A 12321-nucleotide genomic window follows, 5' to 3' on the forward strand; every position below is an offset into this window, starting at 1 on the left:
ACTCTTTATTTGTCAAGCAATTTGTATTTCAAGTCAAAGTACAGGCTAAACTTTAAAAGCATCTCACTGATTGGAGAATTGAACTTTCATCACCTTATTAACCACTTGAAATTAGGAGAATTTGGATACAGCCAATCACCTTCTTTCATTAATCCATCAGTAGGATTAGACTGGAGAATTAATGAAAAAAATAAATTAATAACCACATACTCGTTTAATACGACTAATGCTGGTGTACTTGATGTTCATGACAACTTTATACTAACAGGTATAAGGTCTTTCAACAAGGGTACAGGAAACTTTAATCAATTCAATGCTTCATCTGTGTTGTTAAACTATCAGCATGGAGGATGGAGCAACCAGTTCTTAGTAAACTCGTCTCTGTTATACAGCAAGAATCATGATTTCTTCTCAAGTAAGTCATTTGTGAATCAAAACTTCTCACTTAGTGAAAAGATATTAATTAAAGACAGGGAGTTCGTAAGTTTTACTACCGATATAGATCAGTTTGTTAACTTGATTTCTTCTAATCTGAAGCTGAGTGTAGGGTTCTCAAAATCAAACTATAAGAATATTGTAAACGATAATCTCAGATTAGTAAAGTCAATTAATTACTCATACGGCCTTGAAGCTCGTTCTGCTCTTCCCGGATTCTTTAATTTTCATATTGGTTCAGAATGGACAAGGAACCTAGTTGAAACCAGCATCAGGAGTTCATTCACCAATAACTTGTCTTTTGTAGACTTGCTCTTTAAGATAGACAGTAAATCTAATATTCAATTACAAACGGAGCGTTATTTCTTCGGGCAGATTGGAAGAAGTAATACCTATTATTTTATAGATCTAAACTGGAGATATACTGTTAAGGAAAATAAACTGACAATTGTTGTAAATGGAAATAATCTTTTAGATAACCGTAATTTTAGAACTACGGCTGTCAGTGACATTAGCGTTTTAAGAACAGATTACCAGCTCTTGCCAAGATCCCTACTTTTAACTTTAGAGTATAGACTTTAAAATCAAAAGCAACACAAACAACTGCAAGCTGTGATTAGCCTACTTTAAGACAACTCAATCCTGAAGCTGACATCTAAATAAAGTCTACACCTTTACGTGACTTAGCATCAGCCATAAATTCCTTCACTTTCTGCTCTTCAGATTTTTTGCAGATCATCAGCACATTGTCGTACTCTGCCACAATGTAATCCTGCAGGCCCTGTAGTACCACCAGGCGCTCTTTAGGTGTTTTGATGATGCAGTCCTTTGTATCGTAAAGCAGTACTTCGCCGTCAATTACGTTGCCATTGCTGTCTTTATCGTTGATGGTGTAAAGCGAGTTCCAAGTGCCCAAGTCAGACCAGCCGATATCAGCTAATAGTACATACACGTTGTCTACCTTCTCCATGATGCCATAGTCGATAGATACATTGCGGCACTGCGAATAGGCTCTAGTTATAAAGTTCTGCTCCTGTGGGGTATTGTATATACTATTGCCCTCTTCAAAGATCTCTGTGATCTCTGGTAGCTGTGCTCTGAAGGCGCTGATTATACTTTTAACATTCCAGATAAAGATGCCTGAGTTCCATACAAAGTCGCCGCTGTTCAGGAACATCTCTGCCAACTCCAGGTTAGGCTTTTCGGTAAAGGTTTTTACCTTTTTTATACTTTGGCTTTCGTCACCGATGTACTGAATGTAGCCGTAGCCGGTATCAGGCCTGCTTGGTGTTATGCCCAGCGTAATCAGCACATCGTCCTTATCAGCAGCGGTAACAGCCTCTTTAATCACATTCGTAAATACCTCCTGCTTCAGTACCACATGGTCTGATGGCGTAACCACCAAGTTAGCATCCGGATTTATCTGAGCGATCTTATAAGAAGCATAGGCAATACAAGGTGCTGTATTGCGGCCAATCGGTTCTAAAAGTATTTGGTTACTGTTCAGGAACGGCAGCTGTTGCTTTACCAGTTCTTCATAATCTTTGTTAGTTACCACATACACATTTTCAGGTGGGCAAATATCCTGAAAACGTTTTGCTGTCATCTGCAGCATGCTTTCGCCTATACCCAGCACGTCATGAAACTGCTTAGGATAGTTGGTACGGCTAAATGGCCAGAAGCGGCTTCCGATGCCGCCGGCCATAATCACCACGTAAGTGTTTTTGTCCATTATTTTATACAAGTCCTTCTTTAAGAAGATCGTGCAGGTGCACGAAGCCTTCGAAATTACCTGATTTGGTTACAATTAGTTGTGTAATGCTTTTTTCTTGCATGATGGCAAGTGCTTCTGCAGCATACTGCTCCGGCTCTATGGTTAAAGGCGAAGGCGTCATGATGTCGCTGGCTTTAATGCCTTCCGTTGAGTCATACTTGTTTAGCATGCGGCGCAGATCTCCGTCAGTAATAATGCCTACCAACTCTTTCGAACCGTCTTTAACAACGGCTGTTGCCCCTAGTCTTTTAGACGAGATCTCAATAATAATCTCCTTTAACGAAGCGTTTTCATTTACGTTGGGTGCTTGGTTATAACCATAGATATCGCCCACCATCAGGTACAGTCGTTTGCCCAGTGAGCCACCCGGGTGCAGGTGCGCAAAATCAGAGCTGCTAAAACCGCGTGCCTCTAACAAACTTACTGCAAGCGCATCGCCCATAGCTAATGCGGCAGTGGTACTGGTAGTAGGGGCAAGATTGTGCGGGCAAGCTTCACGCTCTACGTTCGCGTTAAGTATAAAATCAGCGCTCTGGGCCAGATAAGAGTCTGTACTGGAGACTAATGCAGCTAATTTAGAGCCTTTGCGTTTAAGAAGTGGAACAAGCACTTTTATCTCTGGGGTGTTACCGCTTTTAGAAATGCAGATTACAAAATCGTCTGGTTGTATCATACCCAGGTCGCCGTGAATAGCATCGGCGGCGTGCATAAACAAGGCAGGAGTTCCCGTAGAGTTTAAGGTGGCTACTATTTTGGTGGCAATGTTGGCGCTTTTGCCAATTCCGGTTACTACAACGCGGCCTTTAGATCGAAGTATGGCTTCGACGCAGTTTTCAAAACTTTCGTCGATAAATTCTGCTAGTCTGGCGATTGCATCAGCCTCAGCGTGCAAGACTTTTTTTGCTGTAAGGGCTATATTATTAACAAGATTCAAAGTAAATTTGTATTAAGGTACCCCGAAAAGGGTGTATGCAATTGATTAATTTTCTGCAAGATTACATGTCAGTACAACAAGAGGTAAATCTCAAGAACAAATTAAAGGAAGTTTTTGGGTATAATCAATTTAGAGGAAATCAAGAGTTGATAATTAATAACATTATCAACGGCAAGAACACCTTCGTGATTATGCCAACAGGCGCCGGCAAGTCGTTGTGTTACCAGCTACCTGCCCTTTCCTTACCAGGCACAGCCATCGTTATTTCGCCGCTGATTGCCCTCATGAAAAACCAGGTCGATCAGCTTAATGCCTTTGGCGTTAATGCTCATTTCCTAAACTCTACCTTGTCTAAGGCTGAGATCAACAAAGTTAAAAAAGAGACGCTGGCCGGTGAGGTAAAGCTGTTGTATGTGGCGCCAGAGTCGCTTACTAAAGAAGAGACTGTAGAGTTTATGCGCGCTTCCAATATCTCGTTTGTAGCTATTGATGAGGCGCACTGTATTTCGGAGTGGGGCCACGATTTCCGTCCGGAATACCGTCGTATCCGTGGTATTATTGATCAGATTGGCAACCTTCCTATCATTGCGCTTACTGCCACAGCTACGCCAAAGGTGCAGTTGGATATACAGCGCAACTTGCAAATGGACGAGGCTTCTGTGTTCAAATCCTCTTTTAACCGCACCAACTTATACTACGAGGTTAGGCCAAAGCACAATACTAAAAAGCAGCTCATCCAGTATGTAAAAAAGAACAAGGGTAAGAGTGGCATTGTGTACTGCCTGAGCCGCAAAAAGGTAGAGGAGATAGCCGAGTTACTGCGTGTAAATGATGTAAAGGCGTTGCCATACCATGCAGGCCTGGACTCCAGTATACGAATGGCCAACCAGGATGCATTTTTGAATGAGGATGCCGATGTAATTGTGGCAACCATTGCCTTTGGTATGGGTATCGATAAGCCCGATGTACGCTTTGTGATTCATTATGATACGCCAAAGTCCATTGAGGGCTACTACCAGGAAACAGGCCGTGCCGGACGTGATGGTATGGAAGGCAACTGCGTTATGTACTATAGCTACGACGACATTGTAAAGCTGGAGAAATTTAATAAAGACAAGCCTGTAACAGAACGCGACAACTCGAAGCTGTTGCTGCAGGAAATGGCCGCCTATGCCGACTCTGCAGTATGCCGTCGTAAGCAACTGCTGCACTACTTTGGCGAGGCTTATGAAAAAGACTGCGGCTTTTGCGATAACTGCCTGCACCCGAAAGAACGCTTTGAGGCACAGGATGAAGTACAGCTGGCGCTGAAAGCCGTGCAGCAAACCGGTGAGCGTTTTGGAATAGAGCATATTACAGCCGTACTGACAGGCCTGCGCAACCAATATGTTACCAGCTACGACCACGATAAACTAGAAGTGTTTGCCGCTGGCAAAGAGCAGGATGTACAGTTCTGGAGCTCTGTATTGCGTCAGATCCTTTTGTCTGAATTCTTAGAGAAAGATATTGAGAACTTTGGTGTAGTGAAGCTTACACAGAAAGGCCTGAATTTTATTGCCAAGCCACACGCTATACAGCTTACCAAAGACCACAACTACGAGCAGGAAGTAAAAGCGGACGAGGAGAAAGAAGAAACACAGGCAGCAGCTGGCCACGACGAAGTGTTGTTCGACCTGCTAAAGACACTGCGTAAAAAGCTGGCTAAAGAAAAAGGCCTGCCGCCTTATGTGCTGTTCCAGGACCCATCACTTAAAGAGATGGCAACCGTTTACCCAACTACCAAAGAAGACCTAGCGCATATTGCTGGTGTGGGTATGGGTAAGGTGCAGAAATTCGGTAAGCCATTCTTGGATCTGGTTACAAAGTATGTAGATGAGAACGATATCGTAACTGCTGCTGATGTAGTGGTGAAGACAACTGTCAATAAGTCTAAAATCAAGATCTACATCATTCAGCAGATTGACAAAAAGGTAGACTTGGAAGAGATCGCCAGTTCAAAAGACCTGACCATGCCAGAGTTGATTGAGGAAATAGAGCACATCTGTTACTCAGGCACGAAGCTGAACCTGAACTATTACATCAACAATATACTGGATGATGAGCGTCAGGGTGAAATATATGATTACTTTATGAACGCCAGCACCGATAACATAGCCGTTGCCCTGAAAGAACTGGGAACCGACGATTATACCGAAGAGGACCTGCGCTTGATGCGTATAAAGTTCTTATCTGAGTATGCTAACTAATTGCTGATTGTTGTTCAGCAAGATATAAACTGAATGGCCGTTGTAGTAGTACAGCGGCCATTTCTTTTTAGGTAAAGTATAAGCCGTAAAGTATAAAACTGCAGATTGTGCTGCGCAGGCACGTATAAATTTATAACTTCGCATCGCATAGTAAAGCAATTAACAATCAGCAATTAGCAATCAAACTATGAACGTATTAATTATCGGATCCGGGGCAAGAGAACATGCCATTGCCTGGAAGCTAAGCCAAAGCGAATACTGCGATCAGATTTTTGTGGCGCCAGGTAATGCCGGAACCTCTGAGTTTCATACCAACGCCAGCATCGACATACATGACTTTGAAGAAGTTGCCAAGTTTGCGACAGACTTTAACATTATGATGATGGTGGTGGGGCCGGAGAACTCGCTAGTAGAAGGTATACACGATTACTTCCAGGAGAAAGAGTATCTGCGCCATATCCTGATTGTGGGTCCGAAAAAAGCAGGTGCTATGCTGGAAGGCAGCAAAGACTTCTGTAAAGCCTTCTTTCAAAAGTATAACATACCAACAGCCAAATACCAAACCTTTACTGAGGAGACTTTCTCTAAAGCTTGCGATTACCTTAAAAACCATAGCTACCCTGCTGTGCTTAAAGCGGATGGTTTGGCTGCCGGAAAAGGTGTGATCATAGCACAGGATTATGATGAGGCTTATGATGCACTGGATGCCATGCTACGCAACAGGCGTTTTGGTAATGCAAGCAGCAAAGTAATTATTGAGGAGTACCTGCAAGGCATAGAGGTTTCGGTGTTTATACTTACCGATGGTAAAGAGTACGTTTTGCTGCCAGAAGCTAAAGACTATAAGCGTATCGGTGAAGGAGACACTGGCCTGAATACAGGCGGCATGGGAGCTATTTCTCCGGTTCCGTTTGTTGATGATACCTTTATGGTGAAGGTGAAGGAACGTGTAATTAAGCCGACACTACAGGGTATGCAAGCGGAGAACATGGACTACTCTGGATTTCTGTTTATAGGCTTGATGAACGTGAACGGAGAACCTTATGTAATTGAGTACAACGTGCGTTTAGGAGACCCAGAGACAGAAGCTATACTTCCACGTATTAAATCTGATTTGTTCGAGCTTTTCAAGGCGCTGCACGACCATACTTTGGGCAGCTTTACATTAGACATAGACCCACGTACGGCTACTACTGTGTTCCTGGTATCAGGAGGGTATCCAGAAGGTTTTGAGAAAGGTAAAGAAATAACAGGTATTGAAAACGTGCCGCAGGATGTGTTGGTGTTTCATGCCGGTACTAAGATGACAGGCGACAAGTTGGTGAACAGCGGAGGCCGCGTTATTGCCGTTACTGCCCTTGGTGATACGATGGATGAGGCGCTTGCCAAAGCCAATGCAGCCGCAGAAGCCATAACCTGGCAAGACCGTAATTACCGCCGCGACATCGGCTTCGACTTAAAGGGGATGCACGCGTAAGCGCAACATATAAAGTATAAAAAAAGCGGCGGCTGGTATTTTACATACCAGCCGCCGCTTTTTTTATACTTTATACTTCAGGCTAAACTAGCAATATGCATCAAAAGCGCCTTTCAGGTTATCCACTATGCGATGCAGTTCGTTGCCCTCAATGTGGTAACGCTCTATCATGTGCACCAACTCCCCATCTTTAAAAAGAGCAATAGAAGGTGAAGACGGAGGATAAGGCAGCATGTGCTCACGCGCTTTGGCTACCGCGTCCTGCTCCATGCCGGCAAATACTGTTACCAATTTGGTTGGCGTTTTATCGCCGGCTGCAACAGCCATTTTAAGGGCAGGGCGCGCCTTAGATGCTGCACATCCGCAAACAGAGTTAACAGCAAGCAGCACAGTACCCTCAGTTTTAAGAGCCTGCTCTACTTCTTCAGGAGTCATTAATTGCTCAAAGCCAGAAGACGTTAAATCTTCGCGTATCGGAGCAACCATATATTCAGGATACATTCCCATAAAATTCAGTGATTTAAATAAATAATTATGATGATACAAACTTAACAAATTATCAGAAATAAAAGTTACTTCTACCGATGTTGTAACAGGAGATCAGGTAGTGGTGCAGGTAAGTATATTTTAGAAACAATTTATAGTAATGTTATGAGAATCTGATGTTTAGGTACAACTCAATTTAGTTGCTCAAGTATAGATGAAAAGGAAAAAAGACCGCATCTTAAAAGTACCCTTATGCAGCATTCCGTTCATAAAGCCTGTGTTCGGTATTACTATTTGCCAGCAAGGCACGATAAATATGCCGAAATTATTGAGGTTGTAAACAGCCAGCATTATACTATAGATGTGCCTATGTGGGAAGAAGACATAATCCTAGAACCGTTTTATACCCGTTTTATAACAACTAAAGAAGAAAAGCATTGTAGAGGTTCAGAAATTTGGAAGCTGTTTTCTGGGTGGGAGAAGCTTTACTCCGATCACCAAAAGTATGAAGTTGAGGAAAAAGATGTGCTGCTGCTGAAAGAATTTAAAAATACGCTGCTACTCTCAAAAGGAGTATCAAATAACATGGTAGCTTAACTTATTAAGCATTCAAAGTTAAAACCAGGTGCTAAACTATACTAATAGAGAAGTGCCTGGTTTTTTTTGTTTTAGGCTTAGTGTGTAACTGTATAAGTAATCTGAGCTAAGACTGAAAAGTCATTTTGTTTAACCAGAGGGGTGCAGTCGTATAAAACCTATTAAATAAAAAAAGCCTCTCACATTGCTGTAAGAGGCTTTTCGGTGGTCGCGAAGGGAGTCGAACCCCTAACCTTCTGATTCGTAGTCATGACAATAGCCTTTATTGCTGGTTACAAATATTAGTAAAATTTGGCTTTTAAGCCAAATTAAGCAGTTTTTGTTTTTCCTTGGTTAGCTATATTAGTTGACTTTTTAATGGTTTGTGTGCAAATTGTGTGTACATAAATTTATTTGCACACACATGATACCTGTACTTACTTCCGTCATGCTGGATACCCGAAGAGCTTTAAAAGATGGCTCCTTCCCGGTAAGGCTAAGGCTTACCCATCAAAGGCAACGCAAATACTATAATACGGGCTACTCTTTGAGCGAGGCAGAGTTTTCAAAAGTCCAGGCGGAAAAGCCGAAAGGGAAGTTTAAGGAGCTTCAGATAGCTTTTCAGGCAATAGAGCAGAAGGCCATTGGTATCATTCGTGACATTGAAGTCTTTACCTTTGAGCATTTCGAGAAGAAGTATCTGAACGCTGTCGTCAAGAACGACGTCTTTGCAGCCTTCGAGCGGCAAGTCAAAAGGCTGGTTGAGGTAGGCAGGGTAGGGACGGCCAGTAGCTATGAGAGCGCGAGCCTCTCACTGCTGGCTTACTTGCAGAAGGAGCCTTTATCCAGAAATAAGGGCTTGTCTAGGGCTAAAGCAATCGAGAAAAAGGAAAACCTTTTGAAGAAACGGAAGCCCTTGACTTATACCTCAATTACTGCTGATTTCCTGTCGGGGTATGAAAAGTGGATGCTTCAGAATGGCAGTTCTATCACCACCATTGGCATTTACCTACGGGCACTTCGGGTCATCTACAACAACGCCATAGCGGCAGGGGAGGTGAACATCGACCTGTATCCGTTTGGTAAGAGAAAATACCAGATACCCTCAGGCCGAAATGTGAAGAAGGCCCTGACGTTGGCAGACATCGAAAAAATATTCTCCTATAAGCCTGTTACCGAAAATGAAGGGCGTGCGCGGGACCTATGGATTTTCTCCTACTTGTGCAACGGTATTAACGTGAAGGATATAGTCCGGCTGAAATACAGGCAGCTAGACCATGAGAAAATAACCTTTATCAGGGCCAAAACTGAGCGGACCAGCCGCCAGAATATTAAGCCCATCACGGCCATGCGCACGCCGGAGATTGATAAGATCATCAAGCGGTGGGGTAATAAATCAACTTCTCCAGATACTAATGTGTTTCCTTTGCTTGAACCAGGGTTATCAGCGGAAAGGGAGCGAGCAAGGATTCAGCATGCCACCAAGACAATAAACAAGTACATCAAGCGGGTAGCCGCCGCGGTTGGCATTGAGAAGAACGTGAGCACCTACACGGCCCGGCATTCGTTTTCCACTGTCCTAAAGCGAGCAGGAGCGCCAATAGAGCTCATATCAGAATCTTTGGGGCACTCTAACCTGAAGACGACAGAGAGCTACTTAGATAGTTTTGAAAATAGTTTGAAGAAGGAGTATGCAGCTCGGCTCACAGCATTCAAAGCGACAGATAAGTGAGTTATCCTCATGCAAGGATAATGTTCTATAAACTCGGAAGAATTAAATTATAATATTATTAATCAGAAATCTGTATGAATTCATATTCTTTTCCTTAGGGTTATTACAAGATTAGTTGCTCTATGCGCTATATTCTTCGCCTTTGGTAAGGCGAAGAAGCAGTAAGGTTAATGTGAAAATTAATTATATGTTTTCTTCCTATTTATTATGGCAGGTGTTACAGTAAATAAAGTGTCAGCACTGAAAAAGCGTAAAGAGGAAGTGACTCTTGGGACTGGCTTTCTGAGTTATTTTTGTTGGAAGAAGAACCGGTTCAATGGTGCAGAAACGTAGTTTGTATGAGGTTGCCACAATAGAAGCACTTCTACTGCAGCTTAATGCTAGCCCTTTTCACTGCCAGAGCTTATGCTGGCCCGGCCTTTTTACGATCCAGCAGCTCCTGCCGCTGCTGTCTTTGGCCTAGCGCAACGAGAAGGTAAGCCTCCCAACGAGACCGCCTTCCAGAGAAGAGTTCTTTATACAGGTGGCCGCTTGGCAGGATAATCTTGCCTCCCTTCTCGCAGTTGCTCGGGAATAAAGTATGAGTAATTAACGATTTTCCATAATTTTTAGGTCCAATAAAAGCTTCGTTCATGCTTTCTCTGTAGCATCATAAGTTGGAAAAAAAATCTGGTCGCTATTAATTCCTGTCATGACAAAATCTCTTAGGAATGAGCTGCTTGACTAAGGGACTTTCCTAACGTCATTTACCTTATCACTTCTATCCATCCCCTTAGGGTCTCGGTTTCTTTGGAGCAGTTGCCTCGCCTAACGGCATGATAGAAATATACCCCGCTTGGAAGTCCCTCGGCGTTCCAGCTATTTCGGTACTCTTCCTCACTAAAGACCAGTTTGCCCCATCGGTTGTAAACATTCAAGGAAAGCACATCAAACTCAGTACTAAGCACGAACCTGTCGTTGAGCCCATCGCCGTTTGGAGTGATAATATTGGGAGGAGTAGTCCCTTGCTTAAGCGGTAAATGGTCTACCTCAAAAAAGCCACCGTCTACAAAGGCAGAACCCCAAAAGCCAGTATCCACTGTCTGAACTCCCCAGCTGTATCTTCCCTTTGGCAGGCGCAGTTCGTGCCTCATTAACTGACCCACATTCCCCCCCAGCACTACCATACGCTGTCCCGAGCCCATCTCTGACATAGGCGGAACTACGAAGCTGCCCTCCTCGTTCCTGACATATAAGTTATAGCTAAGCGCCCTGACTTCCGACTGCAGATCAGATCCGGACTCCCACGTGAGCCTTACACCTCCTTCCTCCACCAGGGCATGCAAGCCTGTGGGTGGGCCAGGCGGCGTGTTGAGCGCAAAGGGAGCGCTATTCAGGTTGTTGACGTAAAGCCGAGCCAGATAGGCACTATCCGAGCGCCGGATTCCCGTTACTATAAAGTCCAGGTCCCCATCGTTATCATAGTCAGCCCAGGCTACTGAGCCCTGACTTACTTGAATTACATCAAGATCAGTGTTGACGAACTTGCCCCCCTGATTACGATAAACACGCGTAACGGAGGCTACCAAGTCCCTGCAGGGGTTGCAATCGCCGCTGGCCAGGATGTCCAGGTCGCCATCATTGTCATAGTCGCCCCAGGCTACCTCACCAAAGCCCCCTAAATCATCAATAATATGGAGTACAAAACCGCATGGCTGATTCTCGTAGAGGCGTATCTTCTTCCGGTTATAGTTAATCAGGGGGAGGTTGTCGTTGCCTGTAACGACAAGGTCAAGGTCTCCGTCGTTATCGTAGTCTCCCCATTTGGCCCAGCTATTAACCACGGGCAGAAAGGCCGGTACTTCCACTTTACTAAAGGTGCCAGCCTCATTGCGAAAGAGCATAAGTACGTATGAAGAATTGTGAAAGCCTGTGACGACAAGATCCAAGTCTCCATCGTTATCGTAATCCCCCCAGTCTCCCTGCCCCTGGTGAGTGTTTAAAATTTTAGCGCCAATGTCGGTGAACTTTCCTGCGTCGTTTCGAAACACCTTGGCGTAATCATAGATGCCCTCCTGAGCATAAATGCCACTCAAGTAAATATCTAGGTCACCATCCCCGTCATAGTCCACCCAGCGGACGTCACCGGAGATAAGTGGGGGCAAGTCTGCCTCGTAAAGAGTGAGTCGGCCTCCCTCGTTGCGGAATATCTGGGTGCGGAAGAAGTCAACATCGGTTAAGTTAGCAGAGGTGCCGCTCACCAGTAGGTCCATATCGCCGTCGCCATCAAAGTCTCCCCAGTCCAGGGCAGCGAAGTTCAAATCTGGCAGATAAGCTTGGCGATGCACAAGTCGACCGCGGATGTTCTCGTAGAGCCTAGTAGAGGGGCTCCCCATGCTATCAGCGCCAGATATGACAAGGTCCAGGTCTCCATCGCTGTCAAAGTCAGCCCATTTAGCAGAGGAGGTGACAACGGCAAGCAGCTTGTCGCTGGAGCTAGTGAAGGTCTGTGCCACCAGCACAACAGGCAGCAACGAGAAGGCAAGTAGCAGAAACATTTTCATTGGCACAGGCGCGGTTAGAATCTGATTTACATGAAAGGTAATTTCATCAACTTTGTTGTTAACTCTAGTATTACAAGCATTTATTCTATCTGATGTGATGATTCCCTATTATCAACCA

Annotated in this window: 10 protein-coding genes and 1 tRNA gene; 5 read left to right on the top strand and 6 right to left on the bottom strand. The window is 44.2% G+C overall.

Annotated features, from left to right (window positions below; translation table 11 throughout):
* Positions 1 to 1017, top strand: a 1017-nt coding sequence (locus tag WG943_RS12135; RefSeq protein WP_340409314.1) for a hypothetical protein, incomplete at its 5' end; no start/stop codon positions are given.
* A 73-nt stretch (positions 1018 to 1090) separates the two neighbouring features.
* Here the strand turns inward: WG943_RS12135 and WG943_RS12140 are convergent.
* Together WG943_RS12140 and WG943_RS12145 are read right to left on the bottom strand one after the other, a co-directional pair.
* Positions 1091 to 2167 carry a mannose-1-phosphate guanylyltransferase gene (locus WG943_RS12140; protein ID WP_340409315.1) on the bottom strand — a complete coding sequence of 359 codons (1077 nt, stop codon included), beginning with the start codon at positions 2165 to 2167 and terminating at the stop codon, positions 1091 to 1093.
* Positions 2168 to 2171: 4 nt separating this feature from the next.
* Entirely contained in the window at positions 2172 to 3143 is a 972-nt protein-coding gene (locus WG943_RS12145; protein WP_340409317.1) for a KpsF/GutQ family sugar-phosphate isomerase, read from the bottom strand.
* Between the two features lie 65 nt (positions 3144 to 3208).
* Between WG943_RS12145 and recQ the strand changes: the two genes are divergently transcribed.
* A complete protein-coding gene (gene recQ, locus WG943_RS12150) occupies positions 3209 to 5389 on the top strand; it encodes a DNA helicase RecQ (protein ID WP_340409318.1) in 2181 nt (726 codons plus the stop codon).
* 187 nt (positions 5390 to 5576) lie between these two features.
* On the top strand, positions 5577 to 6866 hold the full coding sequence (gene purD / locus WG943_RS12155; protein ID WP_340409319.1) for a phosphoribosylamine--glycine ligase: 1290 nt from the start codon (positions 5577 to 5579) through the stop codon (positions 6864 to 6866).
* Between the two features lie 87 nt (positions 6867 to 6953).
* Here purD and WG943_RS12160 read toward each other — a convergent pair whose 3' ends face one another.
* Complete coding sequence (locus WG943_RS12160) at positions 6954 to 7367, bottom strand: BrxA/BrxB family bacilliredoxin (RefSeq protein ID WP_340409577.1); 414 nt, start codon at positions 7365 to 7367, stop codon at positions 6954 to 6956.
* A 237-nt stretch (positions 7368 to 7604) separates the two neighbouring features.
* Between WG943_RS12160 and WG943_RS12165 the strand changes: the two genes are divergently transcribed.
* Complete coding sequence (locus WG943_RS12165; RefSeq protein ID WP_340409320.1) at positions 7605 to 7949, top strand: hypothetical protein; 345 nt, start codon at positions 7605 to 7607, stop codon at positions 7947 to 7949.
* A gap of 205 nt (positions 7950 to 8154) precedes the next feature.
* On the opposite strand, the gene WG943_RS12170 is transcribed toward WG943_RS12165, so the two are convergent.
* Positions 8155 to 8225: transfer RNA gene (locus tag WG943_RS12170), tRNA-OTHER, on the bottom strand.
* Between the two features lie 97 nt (positions 8226 to 8322).
* Between WG943_RS12170 and WG943_RS12175 the strand changes: the two genes are divergently transcribed.
* The gene (locus WG943_RS12175; RefSeq protein ID WP_340409322.1) at positions 8323 to 9660 is read left to right on the top strand and encodes a tyrosine-type recombinase/integrase; all 1338 of its coding nucleotides are present in this window, start codon (positions 8323 to 8325) and stop codon (positions 9658 to 9660) included.
* A 403-nt stretch (positions 9661 to 10063) separates the two neighbouring features.
* Here WG943_RS12175 and WG943_RS12180 read toward each other — a convergent pair whose 3' ends face one another.
* Together WG943_RS12180 and WG943_RS12185 are read right to left on the bottom strand one after the other, a co-directional pair.
* A complete protein-coding gene (locus WG943_RS12180) occupies positions 10064 to 10294 on the bottom strand; it encodes a hypothetical protein (protein ID WP_340409324.1) in 231 nt (76 codons plus the stop codon).
* A gap of 112 nt (positions 10295 to 10406) precedes the next feature.
* A complete protein-coding gene (locus tag WG943_RS12185; RefSeq protein WP_340409325.1) occupies positions 10407 to 12203 on the bottom strand; it encodes an FG-GAP-like repeat-containing protein in 1797 nt (598 codons plus the stop codon).
* Positions 12204 to 12321: the final 118 nt, after the last annotated feature.

This window comes from Pontibacter sp. H249 (assembly GCF_037892465.1).
Lineage (GTDB): Bacteria > Bacteroidota > Bacteroidia > Cytophagales > Hymenobacteraceae > Pontibacter.